Source organism: Nonomuraea maritima (assembly GCF_900100395.1).
GTDB lineage: Bacteria > Actinomycetota > Actinomycetes > Streptosporangiales > Streptosporangiaceae > Nonomuraea > Nonomuraea maritima.
The window spans coordinates 148,399-172,512 of the sequence record NZ_FNFB01000014.1 but is presented as its reverse complement, the minus strand read 5'-3'; the positions used below and the strand labels follow the sequence as shown (position 1 = coordinate 172,512).

General features: G+C 71.3%; 24 protein-coding genes. 8 read left to right on the top strand and 16 right to left on the bottom strand.

Annotation, left to right across the window (positions count from 1 at the left end; genetic code table 11):
- Window positions 1-40 precede the first annotated feature (40 nt).
- The 3 genes from BLR04_RS22710 (at window position 41) to BLR04_RS22700 (ending at window position 1,874) form a co-directional block, all read left to right on the top strand.
- Window positions 41-667, top strand: a complete 627-nt coding sequence (locus tag BLR04_RS22710) for an FMN-dependent NADH-azoreductase (RefSeq protein WP_090768770.1) — start codon at window positions 41-43, stop codon at window positions 665-667.
- Entirely contained in the window at window positions 664-978 is a 315-nt protein-coding gene (locus tag BLR04_RS22705; protein ID WP_090768768.1) for a DMT family transporter, read from the top strand. The genes BLR04_RS22710 and BLR04_RS22705 overlap by 4 nt, the downstream gene beginning before the upstream one ends.
- Before the next feature lie 116 nt (window positions 979-1,094).
- Window positions 1,095-1,874, top strand: coding sequence for an SAM-dependent methyltransferase (locus BLR04_RS22700; RefSeq protein WP_090768816.1), 780 nt, complete (start codon window positions 1,095-1,097; stop codon window positions 1,872-1,874).
- Here BLR04_RS22700 and BLR04_RS22695 read toward each other — a convergent pair.
- The gene (locus BLR04_RS22695; protein ID WP_176903229.1) at window positions 1,871-2,569 is read right to left on the bottom strand and encodes an alpha/beta hydrolase; all 699 of its coding nucleotides are present in this window, start codon (window positions 2,567-2,569) and stop codon (window positions 1,871-1,873) included. The genes BLR04_RS22700 and BLR04_RS22695 overlap by 4 nt on opposite strands.
- Window positions 2,570-2,701: 132 nt before the next feature.
- On the opposite strand from BLR04_RS22695, the gene BLR04_RS22690 reads away from it, so the two are divergent.
- Entirely contained in the window at window positions 2,702-3,304 is a 603-nt protein-coding gene (locus BLR04_RS22690) for a TetR/AcrR family transcriptional regulator (protein ID WP_090768764.1), read from the top strand.
- Between the two features lie 81 nt (window positions 3,305-3,385).
- Here BLR04_RS22690 and BLR04_RS22685 read toward each other — a convergent pair whose 3' ends face one another.
- The 7 genes from BLR04_RS22685 to BLR04_RS22655 all read right to left on the bottom strand — a co-directional run bounded on the left by BLR04_RS22685 (window position 3,386) and on the right by BLR04_RS22655 (window position 7,253).
- Complete coding sequence (locus BLR04_RS22685; RefSeq protein WP_176903228.1) at window positions 3,386-3,826, bottom strand: type II toxin-antitoxin system VapC family toxin; 441 nt, start codon at window positions 3,824-3,826, stop codon at window positions 3,386-3,388.
- The gene (locus tag BLR04_RS22680) at window positions 3,819-4,031 is read right to left on the bottom strand and encodes a hypothetical protein (RefSeq protein WP_143022148.1); all 213 of its coding nucleotides are present in this window, start codon (window positions 4,029-4,031) and stop codon (window positions 3,819-3,821) included. Before BLR04_RS22680 ends, BLR04_RS22685 begins: the two co-directional genes overlap by 8 nt.
- Before the next feature lie 61 nt (window positions 4,032-4,092).
- Window positions 4,093-4,632, bottom strand: a complete 540-nt coding sequence (locus BLR04_RS22675) for a GNAT family N-acetyltransferase (RefSeq protein ID WP_090768759.1) — start codon at window positions 4,630-4,632, stop codon at window positions 4,093-4,095.
- A 128-nt stretch (window positions 4,633-4,760) separates the two neighbouring features.
- Window positions 4,761-5,054 carry a DUF6204 family protein gene (locus BLR04_RS22670; RefSeq protein WP_176903227.1) on the bottom strand — a complete coding sequence of 98 codons (294 nt, stop codon included), beginning with the start codon at window positions 5,052-5,054 and terminating at the stop codon, window positions 4,761-4,763.
- Window positions 5,042-5,695, bottom strand: a complete 654-nt coding sequence (locus BLR04_RS22665; protein WP_090768755.1) for a TetR/AcrR family transcriptional regulator — start codon at window positions 5,693-5,695, stop codon at window positions 5,042-5,044. Before BLR04_RS22665 ends, BLR04_RS22670 begins: the two co-directional genes overlap by 13 nt.
- 76 nt (window positions 5,696-5,771) lie before the next feature.
- On the bottom strand, window positions 5,772-6,368 hold the full coding sequence (locus BLR04_RS22660) for a hypothetical protein (protein ID WP_090768753.1): 597 nt from the start codon (window positions 6,366-6,368) through the stop codon (window positions 5,772-5,774).
- 564 nt (window positions 6,369-6,932) lie between these two features.
- On the bottom strand, window positions 6,933-7,253 hold the full coding sequence (locus tag BLR04_RS22655; protein WP_090768751.1) for a hypothetical protein: 321 nt from the start codon (window positions 7,251-7,253) through the stop codon (window positions 6,933-6,935).
- A gap of 6 nt (window positions 7,254-7,259) precedes the next feature.
- On the opposite strand from BLR04_RS22655, the gene BLR04_RS22650 reads away from it, so the two are divergent.
- Window positions 7,260-7,808, top strand: a complete 549-nt coding sequence (locus BLR04_RS22650) for a hypothetical protein (RefSeq protein ID WP_090768749.1) — start codon at window positions 7,260-7,262, stop codon at window positions 7,806-7,808.
- A 215-nt stretch (window positions 7,809-8,023) separates the two neighbouring features.
- Here BLR04_RS22650 and BLR04_RS22645 read toward each other — a convergent pair whose 3' ends face one another.
- Window positions 8,024-9,235, bottom strand: coding sequence for an MFS transporter (locus BLR04_RS22645; RefSeq protein WP_090768746.1), 1,212 nt, complete (start codon window positions 9,233-9,235; stop codon window positions 8,024-8,026).
- Window positions 9,236-9,271: 36 nt separating this feature from the next.
- On the opposite strand from BLR04_RS22645, the gene BLR04_RS22640 reads away from it, so the two are divergent.
- A complete protein-coding gene (locus BLR04_RS22640) occupies window positions 9,272-10,312 on the top strand; it encodes an ArsR/SmtB family transcription factor (protein ID WP_090768744.1) in 1,041 nt (346 codons plus the stop codon).
- 58 nt (window positions 10,313-10,370) lie between these two features.
- Here the strand turns inward: BLR04_RS22640 and BLR04_RS22635 are convergent, their stop codons facing one another.
- Genes BLR04_RS22635 through BLR04_RS22625 form a run of 3 tightly spaced genes read right to left on the bottom strand, consistent with a single transcriptional unit; the run spans window position 10,371 to window position 14,499 of the window.
- Window positions 10,371-10,841: a GNAT family N-acetyltransferase gene (locus BLR04_RS22635; protein ID WP_090768741.1), complete on the bottom strand. Its 471-nt coding sequence runs from the start codon at window positions 10,839-10,841 to the stop codon at window positions 10,371-10,373.
- 48 nt (window positions 10,842-10,889) lie between these two features.
- Window positions 10,890-11,753: an alpha/beta fold hydrolase gene (locus BLR04_RS22630; protein WP_090768739.1), complete on the bottom strand. Its 864-nt coding sequence runs from the start codon at window positions 11,751-11,753 to the stop codon at window positions 10,890-10,892.
- Between the two features lie 4 nt (window positions 11,754-11,757).
- Window positions 11,758-14,499: an ATP-binding protein gene (locus BLR04_RS22625; protein ID WP_090768738.1), complete on the bottom strand. Its 2,742-nt coding sequence runs from the start codon at window positions 14,497-14,499 to the stop codon at window positions 11,758-11,760.
- Between the two features lie 142 nt (window positions 14,500-14,641).
- Between BLR04_RS22625 and BLR04_RS22620 the strand changes: the two genes are divergently transcribed.
- Entirely contained in the window at window positions 14,642-14,989 is a 348-nt protein-coding gene (locus BLR04_RS22620) for a VOC family protein (protein WP_090768735.1), read from the top strand.
- A gap of 6 nt (window positions 14,990-14,995) precedes the next feature.
- Here BLR04_RS22620 and BLR04_RS22615 read toward each other — a convergent pair whose 3' ends face one another.
- From BLR04_RS22615 to BLR04_RS22600, 4 genes are all read right to left on the bottom strand, one after another.
- Window positions 14,996-15,799 (bottom strand): SDR family NAD(P)-dependent oxidoreductase, encoded by an 804-nt coding sequence (locus tag BLR04_RS22615; RefSeq protein ID WP_090768733.1) that lies wholly within the window; start codon window positions 15,797-15,799, stop codon window positions 14,996-14,998.
- A 111-nt stretch (window positions 15,800-15,910) separates the two neighbouring features.
- Window positions 15,911-16,456, bottom strand: a complete 546-nt coding sequence (locus BLR04_RS22610) for a dihydrofolate reductase family protein (RefSeq protein WP_090768731.1) — start codon at window positions 16,454-16,456, stop codon at window positions 15,911-15,913.
- A 93-nt stretch (window positions 16,457-16,549) separates the two neighbouring features.
- Complete coding sequence (locus BLR04_RS22605) at window positions 16,550-17,029, bottom strand: hypothetical protein (protein WP_090768729.1); 480 nt, start codon at window positions 17,027-17,029, stop codon at window positions 16,550-16,552.
- A 137-nt stretch (window positions 17,030-17,166) separates the two neighbouring features.
- On the bottom strand, window positions 17,167-20,028 hold the full coding sequence (locus BLR04_RS22600) for an ATP-binding protein (RefSeq protein ID WP_090768727.1): 2,862 nt from the start codon (window positions 20,026-20,028) through the stop codon (window positions 17,167-17,169).
- 179 nt (window positions 20,029-20,207) lie between these two features.
- On the opposite strand from BLR04_RS22600, the gene BLR04_RS22595 reads away from it, so the two are divergent.
- The gene (locus BLR04_RS22595; protein ID WP_090768725.1) at window positions 20,208-23,981 is read left to right on the top strand and encodes a S8 family serine peptidase; all 3,774 of its coding nucleotides are present in this window, start codon (window positions 20,208-20,210) and stop codon (window positions 23,979-23,981) included.
- Window positions 23,982-24,114 lie beyond the last annotated feature (133 nt).

The following is a 24,114-nucleotide window of genomic DNA, read 5'->3' as shown; positions in this document are numbered from 1 at the left end:
TGTGGACACAGTGTCCACTTATCTGCGCCGAGGAGAGCTCATGCTGCTGCACCTGGACGCCAGCGCCCGCCGCGCGTCGTTCTCGCGGAGGCTGTCGAGCGTGTACGCCGAGACCTGGCGGGCCGCTCACCCCGGGGCCGGCTACGTCTACCGTGACCTGGCCGCGCAACCCGTGCCGCACATCGGTGAGGCCTGGACCGAGCTGTGCGACCACATCCTGGAGCACGAGATCACCGACATCTCCCGCTACCAGGAGGCGGCCCGCACCCCCGCCCAGCGCGAGGCCTGGGCCGTCGTGAAGCCCCTGCTCGACGAGGTGGTGGCCGCCCGCGTCATCCTCATCGGCACGCCGATGTACAACTACTCGATCCCGTCGGCGCTGAAGGCCTGGCTCGACCAGATCACCTTCCCCAAGATGTCGCTCGAAGGCCGCTCGTTCGTGGTGGCCAGCGCGCGCGGCGGCGCGTACGGTCCCGGCACGCCCCGCGAGTCGTACGACCACCAGGAGCGCTACCTTCGCGACTTCTTCAGGGGCCACTTCAGGGTCGAGGACGTCACCTTCATCCACGCCGAACTGGTCAACGCCCGCATCGACCCCTCGATCGCCCACCTGCGCGAGCAGCACGAACAGTCGCTGGCGGCGGCCTTGAAGGAGGCGGCCCGGTGAACTGGCTGATCCTGGCTCTGGCCGGGTTGGTCGAGGTGGCCTGGTCCCAGAGCATCAAGCCGACGCAGAACTTCACCAGGCCGCTGCCGACGCTGGTCTGCCTGGCGCTGATGGCCGCCGCCGTGTGGCTGCTGTCCCAGGCGATGAACACGCTTCCGGTCGGCACCGCATACGCCGTCTTCACCGGCATCGGCGCGGTCGGCGCGATCACGTTGGGCATCGTCGTCAACGGCGATGCCGTGTCGGCGGGCAGGTTGACGGCGCTCACCCTGATCGTCGGTGGCATCGTGCTGGCCCGGGTCACCACCTGAGCTGGGCAGCCGTCCCCAGCGGGTCAGCTTCCGGCCCGCTGGTACGACGCCGCAGATGTCGCGCGAGGATTAAATGCGGTGCGTCGGGATGTCCACCGTGGCTAGGGTTGCCGATCATGACTGAGCAGACGACCGGCGACCAGCTGCCCCCGACGCATGTCAGCAGGCTGACCTTCCACGGGCCGTTGGGTGAGGAGCGGGCCGCGGGGTTCGTCACGCGCCTGGCCGCGACGGATCCGAAGAGCGTGCTGGACATCGGCTGCGGCTGGGGCGAGTTGAGCCTCCGGCTGCTCGCCGCCGCGCCTGGCGCCACGGGCGTCGGCATCGACCTGCTCGCCCGTGACCTGGAGCGTGGCCGTACCCTCGCGGCCGACCGCGGCCTCGCCGACCGGATGGAGTTCCTGGAGGAGTCCGCCGCCGGCACCCGGCGCGGTCCCGCCGACGTGGTGCTGTGCGTGGGCTCCGGGCAGGCGCTCAGCGACGCCCCGGCGCCCGACCAGTTCGGCGAGGCGCTGAAGGAACTGCGCAGGCTGGTCAACCCCGGCGGACGGGTGCTGTACGGCGAAGGCTTCTGGGAACGCCGGCCGCACCCGGACGAACTGGCCCGGATGTGGCCGGGCGCCAAGCCCGACGACCATCTTCCGCTGGACGGCATGGTCGAGGCCGCGGTGCGGGCCGGGTTCCGGGTGGAGTGGCTGGAAGTCGCGTCCCAGGAAGAGTGGGACCAGTTCGAGGCGGGCTACCTCGCCGACATCGAGGTGTGGCTGGCCGCCAACCCCGACCATCCCGAGGCCGCGGAAATGCGCGCGGACGCAGACCGGCATCGCGCCTCGTACCTGACCGGCTACCGCGGGGTCCTCGGGCTGGTCTACCTGACGCTGGTGCCGGTGGCCTAGCGGTCTCCCGCGGCGGCCTCCGCGATCTCGTTCATGAGCATCCCGGCCAGTTCTCCCGGCTTGGACAGGAACGGCGAGTGCCCGGTGTCGATGTTCCTGACGCGACGGGCACGCCGGGTCAGGGGCTCATAGACGAAGCCCGGCTCCTTGGCCGTGAGGATGAAGGTGCTGTCGATGGTGCGCCAGGCCGCCTGGGTCAGCGACTGCGACATGGACGCCACGGAGTGCGGTACGAGGGCGTCGGCCGCCGCCTTGGCCGCCTCCGGCTCGAGGTCCGGGTAGAAGATGTTCACGGGATCGGTCATCTCGTACCAGCCCTCGTCGTAGTGATCCGCTCCCCAGAAGTACGGACGCTCGCCGACCACCGAATCCATCGACTCGCCGACGTCGAGCTGGAAGGCGGCGAGGTAGACGATCCGCCGCACCGTGTCGGCCCCGACAAGGCCCTGGCTCACCGGCGCACCGCCGTACGAATGCGCCACCACCACGGTGGGGCGGCCGATGGCCTCGACCGCGGCCCGGACGGTGTCCGCGTCGTCGTAGAGGTCGCCCAGCTCGGACGGGGGCACCGGCCCGCTCGACGGCAGCTGCACGGTACGGACGTCGACGTCGTACGGCAGGTGCTGGACGAGCGTCCGCCACGTCTCCTGCTGGTGCCAGGCTCCGTGCACGAGCAGCAGGGTCGGGTTGTCCATGTCATCTCCTTGGGGCGTAAAAAGAACGACCGATCGTGCTATTTGTAGCAGACGGCAAGCACCCTCACCTGGGACGACATCGGTGTGATCGGTCACAGATCCAGCGTCCGAACGCGGACGTACCATGTTGGGATGCCACCCAGCACGCGACCTCGTTCGGACGGCATCCGCAGCCGGAACGCGATCCTCGACGCCGCCGCGAAGCTGGCCACCGTCGTCGGGCTCGACGGCCTGTCCATCGGCGTCCTCGCCGAGCACGTCGGCATCAGCAAGAGCGGCCTGTACGCCCACTTCGGTTCCAAGGAAGAGCTGCAACTGGCCACCATCGACGTGGCGTTCGCCATCTACGAGCGCGACATCGTACGGCCGGCCCTCGCCCATGCCGACCCGGTCGCCCGGCTCAGGGCGGTATGCGAGAACTTCGTCTCCTACGTCGAGCGGGACAGCTTCCCCGGCGGCTGCTTCTTCGCCTCCACGCTGGCCGAGTTCGACACCCGCAAGGGCGCGGTGCACGACCGGCTGTTGCTGCTGCAGAGCGACTGGCTCCGCGGCCTGCAGGACATGTGCACCGCGGCACTGGCGACCGGCCGCATCCCGTCCCAGGAAGAACCGGACCAACTCGCCTTCGAGCTGAACGCCGCCCTACACCTCGCCAACGACATGTACGTCCTCTACCGCGACCCCATATTCCTCACCCGCGCCCGCCACAGCATCAAGACCCGACTGCCCGAGTAGCCACCACGACGATCAGGCAGGGGGAGAGTTCCCGAGCTCACAGCGCTGGTCACGCGCTCCGAGTGAAACGGCGTGCGTCGCTCACTCGGAGCGTGAATCGTTGAGAAGTTCAGTCTCGACGAGACCTTCCAGCGCCCGGTGAAGCTTCGCGTCCGTGGTCAGCAGCGGAATCTCTCGATCGAGGGCAAGCTGCGCGAAGACGGCGTCGTACATGCCTAACGTCAACCGCACCGCCAGCGCGGCGGCTCGCTCCAACCGGTCGGCGTCCACGGGGTGGACCAGGACTCCGAGTTCGTCAATGACGCGAACGGCCGCGATGAACTCATCTGCGGATAGCCGGCCCGTGAGCAGGCCCTTCTTACGCAGAACCCCGGCGACCTCAATCCGCGCGAAGTCCACCGTCTCCAGGCTCACCCGGTCGTGCAGGAAGTCGTCCCGGATCTTGCGGGCTTGCTCGAAGCCAGTCTGATCGACGAACCACCGTAGGAAGACGCCGGTATCAACAACGTACGCGTCAGCCACGCGCGCCTTCCCGGAGACGGTCCAGCTCGTCATCGACGCCGGTCACACCGCGCATTCGCTCCTGAACCCGTTCCATGACGGCGAGCGCTCGCTCACGGCGCCTGGCCGTTTCCAGGTTCTCGCGGACAAGCGCGAGAACCGGCTGGACGCGGTCCTCCGGAAGCCGATCGACCAGAGCATGCAGCTCATCACGCATCGCGCTCATGCCCGCAGTCTACGCCTCGCCCATGCGCGTCTTCTGGCTGTTCATCCACCGTCAGATGTGGTCAGAGTTCGAGCACCATCAGGATCTCGTCGCGGTCGTCGCCTGGGCCGAGGCGGAGGGCGGCGGGCCAGCGGCCGATCTCCTTCCAGCCCAGTCGTCCGTAGAAGTCTTCGAGCCCCGTCCCGCCCCGGGCGGCGAGGTGGAGCTGTTCGAGACCCATCTCTTCACGCGCGAGGTCGTGCAGGCGGCGCATCAGCGCGGCCCCGATGCCTCGGCCGCGGAAGCCGGTGTGCGTCTGGACGTGGTGGACCGTGCCCCAATGCGCGATCAGCGGGTTGACGTCTCTGCGCACGTTCAGCCAGCCCGCGAGCGTCCCGTCGACGAGGGCCACCAGGAATCGACTGCTCTGTGGAGAGAGGCCGGTGCTGATCTGATCGAACACCGCCGCCACCTGGTCGAAGCCGACGGGCGGAAAGGGGAAACCGACTGCCCCTCCGGCGTTGCTCACGGTGACCCAGCACTCGACCATCTCCCGCCGCAGTTCGGAGGACACCTCGTGTGGGCTGGTGATCTGGAGGAACTCCGTAACTCGCGGCGTCATGGCGCCACTCTGGCAGACGCCTCCGACAAGACCGAGCACGGGGCTTTTTCGAGCTCCGGCATGATCACTGGGCGGCTGGGATGGATGTTCGTCCCCAGGGCAGGTCGAATCAGGGTCTGACCGGATGGTCAGCGGGTGGGGCGGCGGCGGGGCTTGATGTCGCGCATGTCGGTGACCGCGACGCGGAGGACGTCGTACGGCTGCTCGTAGGCGTCGAGTGCGGCGAGGGCGCGTCGGGCGGCGTCCTGTTCGCCGTCGTCCGGACCGGCCGGGACCTGGCAGCGGAAGGTGAAGGCCGACAGGGTGGCGTCGTGGGTGAAGGCCCCCTGTTCGGTGAAGGCCACCTCGGACGCAGCGAGCACGGCCGCGCGCCCGGCGTCGTCGAGATCGCCGAACCTGCCGGAGATGATCACTCTGAACACTGTGGGTCCTTTCCGCGGGCGTAGGTGAGGATGTGGCCGCCGAGCAGTTCCTCGGCGGCTCCGAGGATGTCGAGGACGGCCGCGGCGACGGTGTCGGGTTCCTCGCCGATGGCCGTACGCCTGCCGATCTCGGCGTACACGAGTGAATGCAGGGCGCCGACCTGCGCGGCCACCACGCGCGGCAGCGGCGCGGTGGGGGAGTCGCCGGTCTCCTCGGCGAGTACGGCGGCGAGCGCGTCGGTCATCTGCCGGCCGAGGTCCTCGAGCCTGGCCGTCAGCGTGGGCGCGGCGCGCATCATCTCGAGGACGCGGCCGAATCCGTCGGTCAGCCCGAGCTTGCGGTCGCGGCTCCGCACCTCGCCGCGCAGCGTCCGCAGCACGGCCGGTACGGCTCCTTCGCCCGGCCGGCGACCGCGCACCATGTCGGCGAGCCGCTGGGGGGACGCCTCGTCGGGCGGCAGGACGAGGTTCTCCTTGGTCTCGAAGTAGTTGTAGACGGTGTTGGCCGACACCCCGGCGGCCGCTGCGACCTCGGCGATCGTGACGTGCTCGAAGCCCCGCTCGACGAACAGCCCGAGGGCCGTCTCCCTGACGTGCCGCCGCGTCTCGCGCTTCTTGCGTTCCCGTAGCCCTTCGGACATGAGAAGAACTTTAACTGAACTCCATAGTTGGAGTCGACTTTAATTTTTCGGGTCGCTGACTGCACCACCGTGGGTGTCAGAACTTGCCTGTTTGGGTTTCGATGGCGTGGCCCAGGCGGGCGCTCATCTCCGCGTGGAAGCGGGTGTTGAGGGGTGGCCAGCCCCAGAAGTCGAACGCGAGTGCTCCGAGGGTGAAGCCGGACCCGAACCGCCACTCGGTGACGGGGACGGATGCTCCGCACAAGGGGCAGGTGACGCTTCCTTCGCCGGTCTCCTTCCAGCTCTCGATGGCGTCGCTGAACGGCTGCCAGGCCTCCTCGTCGGGCTCCCACTCCTCCGGGTAGTTGATGATCACGGTTCTCGCGTCGCATCGGGGGCAGGTCGCGGAGTCGGCCTCGTCCGAGCCCTGGCCTCCGACGTGCTGGTCCCGTCCGACGATGACGGCGACCGGGCCCGGACGCCACCGCGGGTCCTCCCTGTCGGCGCAGGCCTGTTCCCAGTTGGGGCCGGGCTTGTACCCCTTGTCAACCTGGAGGCTGTACATCCCGATGCTGGATGTTTCGCGGGTTATGAGGCCTTCGGCAACCATCCAGTCGACCGCCTGGTCGGCGAGCGCTCCGGCCGCCTCGGCGGTCACCTCGATGTCGATGATTCGCTCGAAGAAGTCACCCATCGTCCTTCATCTCCTCATTCGCCATGATTGCTCGCCGTATGACGGGCCGTACGGGATCTTCGCGTACTTGGGCGGAGCGAGGAAGGTCGCAGAGCGAGCGACGCGCGGTCGGTGGGGGTGGTTTTCGGGATGGTACGGGGTCTGCGTCGGTTATAGGCGGCTGAATGGGAATTGATGGAAGTAGGTGTTGTTGGACGGGGTGTGTCACGCAAACAAGCCTAAAATCCTTGTTGGGGGATGGGGTTTTTGGGGTGATTATGCTTGGCGGGTTGTTTGGATTCATTAAGTTAACCGAGATGATCCTTCTGGGTATGTCTGTTTCGGTCCTTATGCCACCGCAACAGTCGATCCCACGAATGGACAAAAAGGCACGTGAACACTGAAATCCAGCGGTCGCGTCTGCGTTGCAGGCGTGTCGCCACGCTCCCCGTGGCTGCTCTCGCAGCCGGCCTTCTCTTCGCACCGGCCGCCCAGGGGGCGACGAGTGCCGGCGCCGTTCCCGCCAACGCCGGGATGGGCGTGGGCTGCCTCATGCTCTTTCCGCCAATCTGCGGACCTCTCTGGTCAAATCTCCACACAAGGAACCACCACGGCCACGAGCACCACGACGATGGTCACCACGAGGAAAAGTCGGACAAGCAGGACCACAGCGCCTCCAGCAATTGGGATCGCGAAGACGGCGAGCGCGGGGAATTCCTGTACGGCCACCTCATCTTCGGCAAATACGAAAAATGGCACCATGACCGGGGTAGCGAGGTAGCCCACGACGGGTTCGACGGGCAGGCCCACGAGGACCGGCACCACGAAGAGGCGGATCGCGAGAAGTTCGACGAGTGGCAGCAGGACAGGTGGCACGAGGAGTCCGGCCGCGACCAGGTCGAGCACGACAAGGTGGACCACGGCAAGTGGCGCGACGACGGACGCGACCATGACGGCTGGGACCGCAACGAGTGGGACCAGAACCGGAGCGACCAGGACGGGCGCGCCGAGGACAGGCTCGACCGCGACGAGTGGATCCGCGACGCCGAGGACCGCAACAGGTGGATCCGCGACGCCGAGGACCGCAACAGGTGGATCCGCGACGCCGAGGACCGCAACAAGTGGGACCGTGACGGGCGCGACCAGGATGGCCGCGACCGGAACGAGTGGATCTTCGACGGTGAGGACCAGAACAAGCGCGACCACGACAAGTGGGACCGCAACAGCTGGGACCGGAACGAGCTCGACCGCAACGAGTGGGACCGCGACGGGCGCGAGGAGGACGGGCTCGACCGCAACGAGTGGGGCCGCAACGACTGGGACCAGGACGAGTGGGGCCAGGAGCGTGACGGCGACACCCGTGACAACGACTGGTGGCTCCAGAGCGAGAAGGGCCAGGACCGCATGCGCGACACCCGTGACAGTCACGGCCGGGACGAGCGCGAGCGCATCTGGCTCTGACGCCGGAAGCAGTTTCCAGCATCACGACCAGCGGTCGAGAAGGTCGTTCCCGTCCGCAAGATGACGAATGCCGTGGCGAATCCGTTCGCCACGGCATTCGTCACGTCGGCGCGTGGGACGGGCCCTCCCCGCGAGTGGCACGGGCGGCCGGGAAAGAACGGCCGTCGAAGGGCGGGAGTTGTGGGCCTGCGGTGCCGTGCTCAGTGGTGCTGTGCTCAGTGGTGTTGTCTGAGGGGGGACAGGAAGATGGGGAGCCAGCTCAGCGACATGCACGCCGCCCCCGCCCACATCGCCGTCCGTACGTCCCACACCTCGCCGATCAGGCCGGCGAGCAGCCCGCCGGCCCCCACCGCGCCCATCAGGAGCAGGCGCGTCGTGGCGGTCATCCGGCCCAGCATCGCGTCCGGCGTGACCTCCTGCCGGAAGCTGACCAGCAGCACGTTGTTCAACCCCGTCCGATACGTCAGGACGAACCACCCCGCCGCGGCGATCCACGTCCAGGCGCCGTCGCCGACGAACGGGACGACGAGCGCCGCCGGGGTGGTGATGAGGCTGACGATCCAGGCCGCGCGGCCCCTGCCGAGCCGCCTGCCCACGAGATGCGCAGTGGCGGAGCCGGCGAGCGTCCCGAGCCCGCCGATGGAAAGGTACGCCCCGAGCACCCATTCGGGATGACCCAGCTGGGATACCAGCAGAACGGGCAACAGGACGGCGTACAGGGGGAAGCCGAGGTTCACCATCGTGCCCTGCAGCAGGGCGGCCCGCAGGATCGGGTGGCCGAAGACGAACAGCAGGCCGTCTCCGATGCGCCGGGCAACGCGTTCACCCGGTGCGGCGGGCGGCGGGCCGGGGCTGCGCAGGCGTGCGAGGAAGGCTGCCGACCACAGGTAGCTCAGCGCGTCGAGCGCGATCGCCGACGGTGCGCCGACCACCCCGACGAGCACGCCGGCGAAGCTCCGGCCCGAGATGTCCATGGCGGCGTTCGTGCCGACGAGTAAGGAGTTGGCGGCGGTCAGCCGTTCGCGCCCGACCAGCTGGGGCACCAGGCTCTGGGATGCGACGTCGAAGAAGAGCGTGCAGATCCCGGCGGTGATCGCCACCGCGTACAGCTGTCCCATCGTCAGCTCACCCACCCACCACAGGACGGGCACCGAGGCGAACAGCGCGGCACGTGCCAGGTCCGCCGCGATCATGACGGGCAGCCGCCGCACCCGGTCCACCCACGCCCCGGCGGGCAGGCCGGCCACCAGCACCGCCAGGGTGCCGAGCCCGCTGAGCAGGCCGACCTCGCCCGGACCCGCGTGCAGCGCCAGGACGGCGACCAGCGGGAGCGCCACGTAACCGACCTGGCTGCCGAACGCGCTCACAGAGCTCGACAGGTAGACGTTGCGGAAGGCCGCGTCGCGCAGAAGGTTCGTCCTTGTCATGAGGCACACGATGGGCAACCATCGGGACATCGCGCCATGAATCACGTCAGGAGCGAATCGATCGGCCTCGAACTCGCCTTCACCGCCCAGGACATCGCCAGCACCCGCTTCGCGATCTCGCCGCTCTGGGAGGTCGTGGCCAGCGTGCGGGTGCTGAAGAACCCCGCCGCGCACGCCGTGCTGAGGCCGTGGGCCGACCAGGTCCGCAGGCGGCTGGCGGACGTCGACTGGCGGCTGTTGTCCGATCTGGTGCCGGTTCCGACGGTGTCGATCGTGGGGTTCGTGTGCCCGCCGCCGTCGACCGCCGTGCCGGACCTGGAGGTCGAGCTGGCCACCATGCGGGGTCTCGCCCATCGGGTCAGGGACGACCTCGACGGGTGGGGCGTGCCGCTGACGAAACGGACGGAATTCCTCTACGCCGACCCCGACCAGGGGCTGGAGGTGCTGGCCCGGCAGATCGCCGACTACTGGGAGGCGGCGATGGCCCCCTACTGGCCGCGCGTCGCCGGGCTGCTCGAAGGTGACGTGCTCCGCCGCGCGCGGCTGCTCGCGGCGGGTGGGGTGCGACGCATGCTGGCCGACCTCGACCCGGCGGTGAGCTGGAACGGGCACACGCTGCGGCTGCCCAACGCGTACGTGTCGGGGGTCAGGCCGCTGCGCGGGCTCGGACTGCTGCTGGTGCCGTCGGTGTTCAGCTGGCCACGCATCTTCTCGGTGACGTCGCCGCCAGGGCAGCCCGCCGTCCGCTACCCGCCGCCCGGCATCGCGACGCTGTGGGAGCGCGGCGACGGCGACGTGCCCGCCGCGCTGGCCGCCGTCCTCGGCAGGACCAGGGCGAGGCTGCTCGCAGAACTCACCCAGCCCGCCTCGACCCGGGCCCTCGCCGCCCGCCTGCGGCTGTCGGAGGCGGGCACGAACCAGCACCTCACCGCGCTACGCCGCGCCGGCCTCTGCACCGCCCACCGCACGGGCCGATACGTCCTGTACGCCCGCACGGCGGTCGCCGAAGCACTCCTCACCGGCAGCGAACCCACAATCGCACGAGACGCACGAGCTGGAACCAGCCGGCAGCCATGAGCAGCGCGACTGGATGCGCCTGGCCAGTCGAGCATGAGCCTGGGGCGGGCTCGTCGGGTCAGCGCGCGTCCGAGGTGCCCTTCTCTGCCGGGGGTGGGGTGCGGAGCATGATGACGTCCACCTCGTCCTGGGTCTCCGGGGTGAACCCGTGGCGTTCGTACAAACGGCGGGCCGGGCTGCCCTGCAGGACGTTCAGGCGGACCGGCGTGTGCTCGTGGTCGCACCGGTCCAGGAGGTGGCGCAGGACGGCGGAGCCGATTCCCGCGCCCTGCGTCTCGGGGGTGAGGTAGAAGTGTTCGAGCCAGTACGTGTCCCCGTCCGGACGCAGGGCGACGCTGCCGGCGAAGTAGCCGCCTACCGTGATCAGCCAGCTGTGCTCCGGAGCGAACCCGTCGCGGAGCCGCCGGCGTACGCGCTGCTCGTCGTAGCGTCCGAGGCGTTCGAGGTCCGGCCTCAGCACCACGGCCCGCAGCTCCGCCACCCTCTCGACGTCCGCCGCCGAAGCCGGGCGAAGCTCCCAATCTGCCATGAACGCGACCTTATCGTCATGGCGTCCAAGCGCGGCCGGCTCACCTGATCAGGGGCGGGGTGGGATCTCGTCGAGTAGGGCCGTGATCCGGTGGGGGTGTTCGTCGGTGACGAGGTGTCCGGCGTCGGGGATGACGTGCAGCGCGGTGGCCAGGTGGCGTCGGGCCGCTGGGCGCAGGCGCCGGGGCGGGAGGAAGACGTCGTGCTCGCCGGTGGCCACGAGGCACGGTACGGCCCCGCACCGCCGCAGCGTCTCGGCCGGTAGCGGTGGTGGCGCGAGGGTGGACCGGCAGTGGCGGGCGACGAGGGTGTACCAGTCGACGAGCGTGGACGGCACGGTGTGGCCGGGTGCGACGAAGTGGCCCAGCAGGGCCGCGCTGCGGGCTGGGGTAGGGCGCGCCAACCAGCTCATGGTGGCGGCGAGCAGCGCCGGGCCGACCCGCAGCCGGGTCAGGCCGCCGGTGGAGACCAGGACCCGGGCCGCGATCCTGGGCGAGTCGCAGGCCGGCGCGATCGCCCCGCCGAGGGAGTGGCCGAGCACGACGGCCTGGCGGTCGCCGATCTGTTCGAGGACGTCGGCCAGCCAGCGTCCGTACCACTGGAGGCGGTCGCGGCGGGGACGGCTCGCGGCGCTGAGCCCGGGCCGGCCGGGCAGGTCGGCGATGACGACCGGCCCGCGCCGCGCTAGCGCGGCGGCCGGCGGCAGGTAGGTGGCGGCGTTGGCGTTGGTGCCCGGCAGCAGCACGACCAGGTCCGAGCCGGTCCCGGCGGTGGTCAGGTGGGTCTCGCCCGCGCTGGTGGGGATGAGCTGCCGCTCGTGCGCGACCGGCCATCGGTCGAGCCGCGCGGCGCACCACTCGGCGACGGCCTGCTGGCCGGCCGGGGTCCGGTAGACCTCGGTGGTGAGGGGCACGAGATCACCTCGCGGTCGTGGTCGCGTCGGCGAGGTGCAGGGTTCGGGTGGACTGGTAGGGGCAGCCGGCGGTGGTGAAGGCGGCTGCTGTCTCCAGTAGTGCCTTCCGGTCGCCGGTGAGGAGGGCGGCGGCTCGGTCGACCAGGGCGGTGGCGACCGGGTTGCCGGACACGACGGTCCGGGCCTCGGCGACGCGGTCGTGGGCGTCGGGGGTGCCGGCGAGTACGGCGGCCTCGGCGCGCAGCGCGACGTACCAGTGATGCCAGATCCAGGTCACCCACTGCCAGACCTCGCGCGGTTCCGGCGCCAGCCGGTCGAGCGCCTCCGCCGCCCGCCCTTGGTGCAGCAGCAGCATCGCGTCGAAGACGGCACCGTAGCCGTGGGTGTTCCGCGGTGAGGGGTCGAGCCGGGCCAGCACCGCGCGCCAGTCGCGCGCGGCGTCGTGGTCGCCGCGCAGCGCGTGGGTCATCGCCACCGCGGCCGCCGGCGGGCCGAGGACGGATCTGGCCGGGCTGCCGGCCCGCTGCCACGCGTCGAGGAACCGGACGCTGCCGGCCGGCACCTCCTCGACGTCGCCCGCCAGCGCGTCGGCCACGAGCAGCCAGCCCGTCGCGCGATCGCCGACCTCCGACAGCAGGGGATGGTCCGCCAGCTGCCGCGCCCACCGGCGGGCGCCCGGCAGGTCGCCGGTGCCGAGGAACGCCTCGATGACCTCGCCCAGCGCCTCGACGAGCTCGTGGGTGGCGGCCGGGGTGCCGGGCGCGGACGAGAGCAGCGTGATCCGGCGCCGGGCCGTGCCGGCCGCGGCGAACGTGTCGCCGGCCCAGCTCTGGGCGCAGGTGAGCGTGTCGAGCGCGGCCGACTCGGCGAGCGGGTCACCCGTGCGGTGAGCCAGTTCGACCGCGTGTCCGGCGCGTGCGATCGTCCCCCGGACCGTGGCGTCGTCGAGGTGATCAGCGAGCTCGGTGAGCGCCTGACCGGCCTCGGCCAGCGCCACCGCGGCCCGGGCCGCCGGGTCGTCGCCGGCGGTCTCCCGCGCCTGGGCGACGCACGCGAGCAGCTCCTCCTGCGGCAGTTCCCGTACGAACTTGCCGGAGAAGCGGTAGGCGTGGGCGGCGGCGGTCGCCAGGTCGCAGGCGGCGCCGGCGGCGTCGCCCGCGCGGCGGGCGGCGTCCGCGGCCGCGTGGTAGAGGCGGTACATGTCGTCGCCGTGCATCCGGCAGCCGGCCACCGCCGCGGCCTGCCGGAGCATGGACGCGGCGGCGGCAGCGTCGTCGGCGAGCGCGGCGGCCTGCTCGTAGCGTCCCTGGGACTCGCCGATCAGGTGCCGGGTGAAGGCCAGCTCGGCCAGGCAGGCGGCGAGGCGGTACGCGTCCGCGCGCCGGTCCTGCTGGTCGGCCGCCCATGCCAGGGCGGCGCGCAGGTCGTCGGCCACCGCGTCGAAGCGGGCCCGCCAGCCGTCCCGCGTCACCGCGAGTTCGGCCGCCCTGGCCAGGCACCAGCCGACGTGACGGGACCGGGTCGCGGCCAGTTCCCCGGCCTCGGACAGCCGTTCCATCGCGTACTGGCGGATGGTCTCCAGGGCCCGGTACTCGGTCCGGCCCGCCGACGCGGTCACCACGAGCAGGCTCTGCTCCGCCAGCCTGGCCAGTCCCTCGGCGACGATGCCCTCCTCGCCCCCGGCGACCTCCGCCGCCGCCGCGGCCGTGAACGGCGCCACGAACACCGACACCTGGCGCAGCAGCGCCCGGTCGTCCGGCGCCAGCAGGGCGTGGCTCCAGTCCAGCGCCCCGCGCACGGAACGCTGCCGTTCGTCGGCGCGGGAGCCGCCGGTCAGCATCCGCAGCGGGTGGGACAGCGCGGCGGTGATGCCGTCGAGCCCGAGCGTGGGGCACCGGGCGGCGGCCAGCTCGATCGCGAGGGCCATCCCGTCCAGACGCTCGCAGATGGCGGCGACCTGGTCACGCACCTCGGGGTCGAGCGGACGGCCCACCGCCGCGGCCCGGTCCATGAACAACGCGACCGCGTCCGACTCGCCGTCGGCGGGCAGCGACAGCGGCGGGACCGGATACACCCGTTCGAACGGCACCATCAGCCGCGCCCGGCTGGTCGCCAGCACCGTCACCCCGGGGCACGCGGCCAGCAGCCGCTCGACCAGCAGCGCCACCCCGTCCAGTACGTGCTCGCAGTTGTCCAGCACGAGCAGCGCACGGCGGTCGGCCAGCGCGGCGAGCACGGATTCCGTCATGTCGCGGCCCGGCTGCTCGCCGAGGCCGATCGCCCCGGAGACCGCGGTGGCGACGAGGTCGGGGTCGGTGACCGGGACGAGGTCGGCGAACCAGACACCGTCGGGGTGGTCGCCCGCCGCCTCCGCGGCCACCGCCAGCGCGAGCCGGGTCTTGCCCACTCCGCCGGGGCCGACGGCGGTCACCTGGCGATGCGTCCTGAGCAGCTCGACCAGCTCGGCGCGTTCGCCCGTCCGTCCGACGAAGGAGGTCAGCGGGGCGGGCAGGACGGGTGCCGGATGCGACGGCGCGGCGGCGCCGTCCGCGGGCTCGGGCGCGCGTCGCGCGAGCGCGCGCCGGTCGGGCACCTCCAGCTTGCGCAGCAGCGAGGAGACGTGACTCTCCACGGTACGGACGGAGATGAACAGCCGTGCCGCGATCTCGGCGTTGCTGAAATGGGCCGCGACCAGTTCCAGCACCTCGGCTTCCCGAGGCGAGATCTCTACTTCTGCTGTCTGCATCGTCCAAGTTTGCAGGAATTGGTCCCGTGTCCACAGCCGGATCGGCATCCGTGGACGGTTCCGTGGTCACCACGGATGTGGGTTCGCCAGGCCGGGAGCAAAACTGTCCACATCCACACAGCAACGACCGACAGGAGCGACCATGACCACCCAGGGCATCAAGACCGTGCTGCACCCTGTGTCCGACCTGGCCAAGGCCAAGGAGGTGTACGCGGCCCTGCTCGGCGTCGCGCCGCAGACCGACTCGCCCTACTACGTCGGCTTCGACGCCGAAGGCCAGCACATCGGGCTGGTGCCGGGCGGCGGGCCGCAGGGCATGACCTCGCCGGTGGCCTACTGGCACGTCCACGACATCGAGGCGAAGCTGGCCGAGGTGACCGCCGCGGGGGCCGTCGTGAAGGAGGCCGCGCACGAGGTCGGCGGCGGCCGGCTGGTGGCGACCGTCACCGACCTCGACGGCAACGTCCTCGGCCTCATCCAGGACCGCTGAGCGCGGTCAGACCTGCTTGAGGAAGCCGCCGTCCACGGCGAAGTCGGCGCCCGTCGTGCTGGCCGAGCGGGGGGAGGCGAGCAGGACGACCACGTCGGCGATCTCCTGCGGCTCGACCAGGCGGCCGGTGGACAGCGCCATCATCTCGGGCGCGACCTTCGTGAGGACGTCGTCGCGGTCGCTGCCCGTCGCGGCGGCGATGATGTCGGCCGCGCCGCCGCTCTTCGTCCACCACGCCGTACGCACCGGGCCGGGGGAGACGGTGTTCACCCGGATGCCCTGGGGCGCGTACTCCTCCGACACGGCCTTGGCCAGGTTGGTGAGCCCGGCCTTGGCGGCGTTGTAGTCGACGTTCATGGGGGCGGGCAGACGGGCGCCGCCCGTGGAGACGTTGACGATCGCGCCGCCGCCGCGGGCCAGCATCGGCGGGATGGCGGCCCGCATGGCGCGTACCGCCGAGAACAGGTTGAACTCGAACATCTCCCGCCAGTCGTCGTCGGTGGGGGCCATGAACGAGAAACGCGGCAGGTCGACGCCGGGCGGCGGGCCGCCCGCGTTGTTCACCAGGATGTCGAGCCCGCCGAACTCGGCCACGGCCCGTGCGACGACCCGGCCGGGCTCCTCGGGGTCCATGAGGTCGGCCGGCACGTGGAGCAGGTCGCCCTCCAACGCGTCGAGCTCGGGGCTGCGCCTGCGGGAGGCGGCCACCACGCGGGCGCCCTCGGCGAGCAGGGTGCGGGTGACGGCGAGGCCGATGCCCTGCGAGGCGCCGGTGACGACGGCGACCTTCCCGGAAAGCTGGAGATCCATGACGTACTCCCTCATACGGTGTGCTGACGTGCGAGAACGTTACGGACCGCGGTGTCACGAGGGCTGGCGCCGATCGGACGGGCAACTCCCGCTGAAATCGGACGCCGAATGTCAGCCGGCGTCGGGGACGTAGGAGAGGTTCAGCACGCCGGTCCGGAAGGTCTCCGACGACACCAGCTTCAGCGGGTGGGTCGGGGTGTCCTCGAACAGCCGCTGCCCGCTGCCGACGGCGATCGGGTGGACGAGCAGGTCGAGCCGGTCGAGCAGCCCGTTGGCGAGGAGCCAGCGCACGGTCGTCGCGGAGCCGGACATCGTGATGTCGCCGTCGATCCGCTCCTTGAGCTCGCGGACTCCGGCCGCCACGTCGCCGGAGATGATGGTGGTGTTCTCCCAGTCGGCGGTCTTCAGCGTGTTCGACAGGACGTACTTGGGGGCGTTCAGGAACGCGGTGGCGATCTCGGGGTCGGCCTCGGTGGTCGTCCAGTAGGAGGACCACTCGTCGTACAGCCGGCGGCCCATCAGCATCGCCGCCGAACGCTGTATCCCCGCCCCGACGGCCGCGCCCATCTCGTCGCTCCAGTACGGGAAGTGCCACTTGTCCGGCGACTCGACCACGCCGTCGAGGGAGATGAAGAAACTCGAAATGATCTTGCCCATGGTTCCGTTCCTCAGGATGTTTCCGGAAGAGCTCCGGCACCCCACGAGACTACGAGCCCGGCCAGCCCCCGTCATGTACAGAACCGACACCAGTCAGGTGGTTGCTGGGCATGTGCACGGTCTGATGTGGGCTGCGGGCCATTCGGTGGTGAGGACCTGGGTGAGCAGCGGGTGGGGCGTGCTGATGATGTACGGGGCGTGTTCGGGGTCTCGGACCACGGCGTGGGCCGGCGCGGCGAGGAGGTCGGCGCCCCACGGTTCGATGGCGTTGGCGATGTGGCCCGGTAGTTCGAGGTCGATGTACTCGGGTGTCGTCCACACGTCGTAGGCGGTCTGCAGGTCGGAAGGCCGGACGGCGAGCCAGGGCGCGAAGGTGGCGGAGCGGCCGTCGGAGAGCCGGACCTGGAGGAGGCACCTGACGAACGCGCCCATCCCCTCGACCGCCATCATCACGTCGTTGCCCCAGCGGCGCGCCGCCAGGTCGCGCGGGTCCATGGCGGCCACGGGGTCGGGGAGGCGGAATCGGGTCACGCGGTCGCGGCACGTGCACGACGCCACGGAGTCGGAGGTCAACCGTCGTTCCCTTCGCGAGCCCTGCCACGGTGCACCCGATCGTAGGGGTGGCCGCCACGATCCGCCGGGAGGACAAGCCGAACGGTATGGATCTAAATCATCAAAAAGTATGGTTGGCCCCGCCTCGGCGCATCGTGTCAGGCGTCGGGGAGGTTGCGTAGTTCTCGGCGGGATGGGAGGCCGAGTTTGCGGAGGGCGTTCGCGATGTGGCTTTCGACCGTGCGTCGGGACAGGAACAGGATGTCGGCGATCTCCTGGTTCGTCTTGCCGGCCGCCGCCAGCTGGGCCACCTCGCGCTCCCGCGCGGACAGGGTCTGTCCGTGCGACGGGCGACCGCCGCGCCACGGGTACGGGATCGGGACCCCGTTCTGGCGCATGACCCGGCAGATTCGGGCGATGTCGCGGTCGGCCCCCAGCTCGCCGTACGTGCGGAGCGAGCTCTCCAGGAGCGGTCCGCCGCCGGGGGTGCCGCGCTCGCACTGCCGCCGGCCGAGGCGCTCGCCGGCCAGCGCCTCCTCGTAGCGCAGCCCGGCCTCCCGCAGCACCGTACGGGCCTCGTCCAGGAGCGCGTCGACGCGGTCGGCGTCCGAGGAGCCCGCGAGGACGGCGCGGGCGGTGAGCAGCGCCGCCCGCGCGAGCGGCGCGTCTGCCCCCTTGATGCCCGCGCTCAGTTCCTCGACCACCGCCGCGGCCCGGTCGGAGCCGCCGAGCGCGTCGAGGGCCTCCACCAGGCACAGCACGCTCTCGGCGCCCCACACCCAGGCGCCCTTGGCGCGGACGACGGCGAGCGCGGTGGACGCGTGCGCGACCGCGCCGGCGGCGTCGTCCAGGGTGAGCGCCAGGCGCGACAGCGCGGACCGCGCGGCGACCAGCGGGTAGACCGCCCCGACCTGCTCCGCGACCTCGACCACCTCGTCCAGGCACGCCCGGGCCTCCTCGGCAGGGCCGGTCGCGGTGCGCAGCGCGCCGCGCAACAGCCGGGAGTCGAGCGCCGCGGCGGGGAACGCGGCCGTGGTCGCGACGAGCCGGGAGGTGCGGTCGTCGAGGCCGCCCCAGCGCCCGGCAGCGTGCTCGACGGCGGTGCTCACCAGCTCGACGACCTGGGTGACCCGCAGGTACTCGGCCTGGTCGGCGACGTGCCGGCCCTCGGCGAGCAGCGCCGCGGCCCGGTCGAGCCGGCCGATGTGCAGCGCGGCCTGGGCCCAGTTGAGGCAGGCGCGGGCGTGCTCACGCGGGTTCGCCCGGAGCCGCTCGTCGCGCAGGAGGTCGTCGATCAGCCGCCAGCTGTCCGGATCGCCCTGTTCGACCAGGAGTGACGCGCGCGCGATCCGTACGGAGACGAGGGCCTCGCCGTCGCCGCTGCGGTGGGCGGCCTCCTCGGCCTGGTCGCAGCGGGCGGCGTGCTCGCTGAGGTGCCGGTCGGCGACCGTCTCGGGCGCCGCCAGCACGGCGAGCGCGCGCGACAGCAGCGCGGGCCGGCTTCCGAGGTCGTCGATCGCCTGCTCGATCTGCAGGTAGCCGGCGCGGGCCTCGCCGTGCTGGCGCAGCAGCCGGCCGAGCGCGAAGCGCAGCTCCCCCCGTACGGGGGCGGGCAGGACCTCGGCGGCGAGCAGGCGCTGCAGGATGGGGACGGCCTCGGCGTGCGCCAGCCCGTCGACCGCCGTACGGCCGAGTTTGACGGCGAGCCGCACGCGCACGTCGCTCGCGAGCTCGCGCACGCGCAGCGCCTGGAGCAGGAACCGAGCCGCGGTGGCGTCGTTGCCGTGGCAGCGCGCGGTGTCGGCGGCGGCCTCGGCGTTGGCCACGAAGTCGGCGGTGCGTCCGGCATGCCGGAAGTGGTGGGCCAGCCGGGCCACCGGCCGCGGCCCCCCGCCGCACTCCAGGGACCGCGCGGCGCGCAGGTGCAGCCAGCGGCGGCCGGACACGGGGATCGACTCGTAGACGATCTGCCTGGCCAGCGCGTGACGGAAGCGGCAGCGGCCGTCCTCCTCGTGCAGCAGCCCGACGGCCTGCGCCTCGGCGAGCGCCCGCGCGACCTCGGGCGGGCTGTGCTCGCTGACCTCGGCGAGGACCCGGTCGTCCGGCGTCATGCCGATGACGGCCGCGGCGGTGAGGATGTCGCGCGCCGGGTCGTCGAGGGACGACAGCCGCTGCAGGACGACGTCGCGCAGCACGGTCGGCACGGCGAGTTCGGCCAGCACGTCGGGGTGGGCCGGGATCTCGCTCGCGGGCAGGCGCTCCAGCAGCGTGCGCAGCACCTCCTCCACGACGAACGGGATGCCGCCGGTCTTCTCGTAGAGCGGTTCTGCGAACGTACGGGGCAGGTCGGCCCTGAGGATGCCGCGGGCGAGCTCCTCCACCTCGGGCGGGGTCAGCGGCGCGAGGCTGATGGTGCGCGCGGGCCCGGACGGCGCCCGCGCGAACGCCTCGCGGATCGGCAGCACGCCCGACTCGGTACGGACCGTGAGGATCACCGTCAGGTCGCGCGGCATGTGCGCGGCGAGGAAGGCGAGGAAGTCGTGGGTGCCGCCGTCGGCCCAGTGCACGTCCTCCAGGACGAGCACCAGCGGCGCGAGGTGGTCGAGCAGCGCGACGGCGGCGCGGAACACGCGGTGCCGCTCGGCCCGCTGGTCCGGCAGCGGCGGGAGGGGCGGGGGCAGGTGCGCGGCGATCTCGGGCAGCAGCGGCGCGAGCGCCCCCACGACGGGGTTCGGTGGAAGGGAGCGGGTCAGCGCGGCCTGGCGGAACGCGTCGAGCAGTGGCGACAGCGGCAGCGGTTCCTGGAGTTGCTCGCACTGGCCCACGAGCCGCCGCGTCCCGGCGAGGTCGGGCGTCGCGAGCAGTTCGGCGACCAGGCGGCTCTTGCCGATGCCCGCCTCGCCCTCGACCAGGGCGAGCGAGGGGCGGGAGCCGACGACCGCCCGCAGGACGGCGAGCTCCGTACGACGCCCGACGAGGATGTCCGAGAGCGAGCCCGTGGGGGCGGGGCCCGAGGGCATGCAGCCACCCCCAACCTGCACTAATGGCGGCGTTACCAGCCCAAACAGGTTACCGGATCTTTTGCTTCCGTTAAGTAACGACCAAAAATCCGTATCCGGTACGGATGCCACATACGTGTACCGCTCCTTAGCCTCGGCGATCGTCCGCGCGACGCGCGGAGACGTACAGAGGGGCGACGATGCATCAGTCCATATCCCCGGGCATCCCCAAGCGCCTGGCGGTGACCGCGGCCTTGACGGCACTGGCGGCGTCAGGGCTGGCGTGGCCCGCGCCGGCCGGCGCCACGGCCGCCGCCGAGCAGCCGAAGACCTATATCGTGCAGATGGCCGCAGAGCCGGTCGTCGCCTACGAGGGCGACGTGGCCGGGCTGGCCAGGACCAAGCCCGCGCAGGGCGAGAAGATCTCGCCCCGGGCCGCGAAGGTGCGCGACTACGTCGACCACCTGAAGGGTCGGCACGACGCCGCGTTGAAGAAGGCCGGCGGCAAGAAGATCTATGACTACGTGTACTCCTTCGGCGGGTTCGCGGCCCGCATGACCGCCACCGAGGCGGCGAAGATGCGCACGTTACCTGACGTGGTGACGGTCACCGAGGACAAGAAGGTGTCGGTGGCGACGTCCTCGACGCCGTCGTTCCTCGGCCTCGACGCCCGCAAGGGCCTCTGGGAGCAGCTCGGCGGCCCGGACGGCAAGAAGAACAAGGACGGCGCCGGCGAGAACCTCGTCATCGGCGTCATCGACAGCGGCATCTGGGCCGACAGCGCCAGCTTCACCAACCCCGCCCCGGACGGCAAGGCGTACGGGCAGCTCACCAGCGGCTTCACCGGCACCTGCGACCAGGACAGCCCGGACAACTCCTGGAACGGCTCCCTGTGCAACGGCAAGATCGTCGGGGCTCGGCACTTCAACGAGGGCTGGGGCGGCGACCAGGGACTCAAGGAGTTCGCGCCGTGGGAGTTCGCGTCGCCGCGTGACTACAACGGTCACGGCACGCACACCTCCTCCACGGCCGCCGGCAACCACGACGTCACGGTGACCGGCCCCGCGGCCGGCTTCGGCAAGATCAGCGGCATCGCGCCGCGCGCCCGGATCGCCGTGTACAAGGCCCTGTACTCCACCGAGGACGCGGCCACCGCCAACGGCTACAACTCCGACCTCGTGGCCGCCATCGACCAGGCGGTCGCCGACGGCGTGGACGTCATCAACTACTCGGTGTCCGGGACGAACTCCGACTTCCTCGACCCCGCCGAGATCTCGTTCCTGGCCGCCGCCGACGCGGGCGTGTTCGTCTCCGCGGCGGGCGGCAACGACGGACCGGCCGTGTCCACCGTGGCGCACCCGTCCCCGTGGATCACCACGGTCGCCGCCGGCACCCACAACCGCACCACCGAGGGCTCGGTGCAGCTCGGGAACGGCACCACGCTCACCGGCGCCTCGCTGGCCCCGGCTGCGGTCGGACCCGCGCCGCTCATCGACGCCTCCGCTGCGGCGCTGCCCGGCGCCGACCCGGCGATGGTGGCCCAGTGCTGGGCCGCCCGCGACAACGGCGGCACGGCGGTGCTCGACCCGGCCAAGGTCAAGGGCAAGATCGTGCTCTGCGACCGTGGCGTGACCCCCCGCGTCAACAAGAGCGTCGCGGTGTCGGAGGCGGGCGGCGTCGGCGCCGTGCTCGTCAACATCGCCGACGAGGAGACGCTCAACACCGACCTGACCGTCATCCCGTCCGTGCACGTCGCGAACAAGGATCGGCAGGCGATCAAGGACTACGCGGCCACCAGCGGCGCGACGGCCACGATCGGCAAGGCCGTCGTCAAGACCGACGCCGCCGCGCCGTACACGGCCGACTTCTCCTCGCGCGGACCGCTCACCGCCGCCGGCGGCGACCTCCTCAAGCCGGACGTGATCGCGCCCGGTCAGGACATCCTCGCGGCGTTCGCCCCTCCGGGCGCGAACGGGCTCGAGTTCAACCTCTCCAGCGGCACCTCGATGGCCGCCCCGCACATCGCGGGCCTCGCCGCGCTGCTGAAGGACCTGCACCCCGACTGGTCGCCGATGGCGATCAAGTCGGCCCTCATGACGACCGGCACCGACGTCAAGGACGGCCCGGCCACCGACCCGTCGGTGATCTTCAGTCAGGGCGCCGGGCACGCCAACCCGAACGACGCGGCCGACCCCGGCCTCGTCTACGACAGCGACATCGACGACTGGATCGCCTTCCTGTGCGGCTCCACCCACGGCGTCCGCGAGGAGGCGTGCGAGGAGCTCAAGAGCGACGGTCACTCGTTCGAGGCGAGCGACATGAACGTCCCCTCGATCGCCGTCGGCCGCCTGTCCGGCAAGCAGACGGTGACCCGCAAGGTCACCAACGTCGGCGGCTCGACCGCCACCTACACCCCCTCGGTCATCGGCCTGCCCGGCATCAAGGCCGAGGTGTCGCCGAGCCGGCTGCAGCTCAAGAAGGGCGAGACCAAGTCGTTCACGGTCACGTTCACGCGCACCGACGCGGCGCTGAACGCGTACGTGGGCGGTTACCTCACCTGGAACGAGAAGAAGAAGCACTCCGTCCGCATCCCGCTGGTGGTGCGCCCGGTCCAGGAGAGCTGGGCGGCCGCGTACGGTGTCGCCGGCGGCAACGACTCCGGCGAGATCGTCGCCCTCGACCCCGCCGGTGAGCGGGTCTACGTGACCGGCACCAGCTTCGCGGCCGGGTCCGGCCTGTTCAGCCCGTCGATGGTGACGATGGCCTACGACGCCGCGACCGGCGTCGAGGTGTGGCGCAAGACCTACGTCGGCCCGGGCAAGGAGTACGACGAGCCGTTCGGCATGAAGGTCAGCCCTGACGGCAGCAAGCTCTTCGTCGTCGGCGCCAGCAGCGGCGACGGCTCCAGCGTCGACGCCGTCACGATCGCGTACGACAGCGCCTCAGGCAACGAGCTGTGGACGCAGCGGTACACCGAGGAGGGCGCGTACTCCGACCACGCCAACGACGCGGTCGTCTCGCCCGACAGCAAGACGGTCTACGTCACCGGCATGGTGTCGCCCGGCCCTGAGGACAAGAACGACTACTTCACCGCCGCGTACGACACCGCCACCGGCGAGCAGAAGTGGCGCGTCCTGTACGACGGCAAGGGCGCGAGCACCGACGACGCGCGCAAGATCGTCCTCACCGCGGACGGTTCCAAGCTCGTCATCACCGGCCAGACCGCCGGGCCCGCGGGCACCGGTCTGACCGACTGGGGCACCGTCGCCTACGACGCCGCCACCGGTCAGCAGCTCTGGGACGCCAACGTGAACGGCGACGAGAACGGCCTCGACATCCCCTCCGCCCTGGCGGTCACCGCCGACGACAAGGCGGTCGTCGTGACCGGCGTCACCAGCAACCCCGACTCGCTGACCGACTTCGAGACGGTCGCCTACGACATCGCCACCGGTCAGCAGCTCTGGAAGGACCGCTACGACGGTCCGTCGCACGAGAGCGACACGCCGCACGACATCACCGTCGCCCCGGGCGGCACGGTGTACGTCACCGGCAACACCACCGGCGAGGGCACCGGCGGCGACTACACAACGATCGCCTACAACCCGGCCACGGGTGAGCGGCTGTGGCTGCAGCGCTTCGACGGCGCGGCGCACAACGAGGACTACGCCTGGCACGTCCGGGTGACGCCCGACGGCGCCAAGGTCGTCGTGGCCGGCCAGAGCACGGACGTCGCGGACCGCGGCGCGGACTACGTGACCATCGCCTACGACGCCGTCACCGGCGAGCCGGTCTGGACCGGACGCTACGACGGTGAGGTCGCCAGTTCCGACGTCGCCAACGGCCTGGCCGTCGACGCCACCGAGAAGGACGGCGTCCGCGTGTTCGTGACAGGCAGCAGCGGCACGGGCGGCACCCCGCCCGACTTCACGGAGATGGACGCGGTCACCGTGGCCTACTTCCACCCCTGGTCCTGACCCATCAGGAGCCAACGAGACCCCGCGCGACCTCCCTCGCGCGGGGTCTCCGCACATCGCGGGGCGATGAAGTGGTGTTCCTCGACCGGCAGGTGACCGGCCTGTGCCGCGCCGAGGCGGCGCGGTGGATGGC

What these genes read in the sequence shown, in the direction of transcription:
- BLR04_RS22710 (WP_090768770.1), top strand. Translation starts at nt 41, where the DNA reads ATGCTGCTGCACCTGGACGCCAGCGCCCGCCGCGCGTCGTTCTCGCGG.
- BLR04_RS22700 (WP_090768816.1), top strand. Translation starts at nt 1,095, where the DNA reads ATGACTGAGCAGACGACCGGCGACCAGCTGCCCCCGACGCATGTCAGC.
- BLR04_RS22695 (WP_176903229.1), bottom strand. Translation starts at nt 2,569, where the DNA reads ATGGACAACCCGACCCTGCTGCTCGTGCACGGAGCCTGGCACCAGCAG.
- BLR04_RS22690 (WP_090768764.1), top strand. Translation starts at nt 2,702, where the DNA reads ATGCCACCCAGCACGCGACCTCGTTCGGACGGCATCCGCAGCCGGAAC.
- BLR04_RS22680 (WP_143022148.1), bottom strand. Translation starts at nt 4,031, where the DNA reads ATGAGCGCGATGCGTGATGAGCTGCATGCTCTGGTCGATCGGCTTCCG.
- BLR04_RS22675 (WP_090768759.1), bottom strand. Translation starts at nt 4,632, where the DNA reads ATGACGCCGCGAGTTACGGAGTTCCTCCAGATCACCAGCCCACACGAG.
- BLR04_RS22665 (WP_090768755.1), bottom strand. Translation starts at nt 5,695, where the DNA reads ATGTCCGAAGGGCTACGGGAACGCAAGAAGCGCGAGACGCGGCGGCAC.
- BLR04_RS22660 (WP_090768753.1), bottom strand. Translation starts at nt 6,368, where the DNA reads ATGGGTGACTTCTTCGAGCGAATCATCGACATCGAGGTGACCGCCGAG.
- BLR04_RS22645 (WP_090768746.1), bottom strand. Translation starts at nt 9,235, where the DNA reads ATGACAAGGACGAACCTTCTGCGCGACGCGGCCTTCCGCAACGTCTAC.
- BLR04_RS22640 (WP_090768744.1), top strand. Translation starts at nt 9,272, where the DNA reads ATGAATCACGTCAGGAGCGAATCGATCGGCCTCGAACTCGCCTTCACC.
- BLR04_RS22635 (WP_090768741.1), bottom strand. Translation starts at nt 10,841, where the DNA reads ATGGCAGATTGGGAGCTTCGCCCGGCTTCGGCGGCGGACGTCGAGAGG.
- BLR04_RS22625 (WP_090768738.1), bottom strand. Translation starts at nt 14,499, where the DNA reads ATGCAGACAGCAGAAGTAGAGATCTCGCCTCGGGAAGCCGAGGTGCTG.
- BLR04_RS22620 (WP_090768735.1), top strand. Translation starts at nt 14,642, where the DNA reads ATGACCACCCAGGGCATCAAGACCGTGCTGCACCCTGTGTCCGACCTG.
- BLR04_RS22615 (WP_090768733.1), bottom strand. Translation starts at nt 15,799, where the DNA reads ATGGATCTCCAGCTTTCCGGGAAGGTCGCCGTCGTCACCGGCGCCTCG.
- BLR04_RS22610 (WP_090768731.1), bottom strand. Translation starts at nt 16,456, where the DNA reads ATGGGCAAGATCATTTCGAGTTTCTTCATCTCCCTCGACGGCGTGGTC.
- BLR04_RS22600 (WP_090768727.1), bottom strand. Translation starts at nt 20,028, where the DNA reads ATGCCCTCGGGCCCCGCCCCCACGGGCTCGCTCTCGGACATCCTCGTC.
- BLR04_RS22595 (WP_090768725.1), top strand. Translation starts at nt 20,208, where the DNA reads ATGCATCAGTCCATATCCCCGGGCATCCCCAAGCGCCTGGCGGTGACC.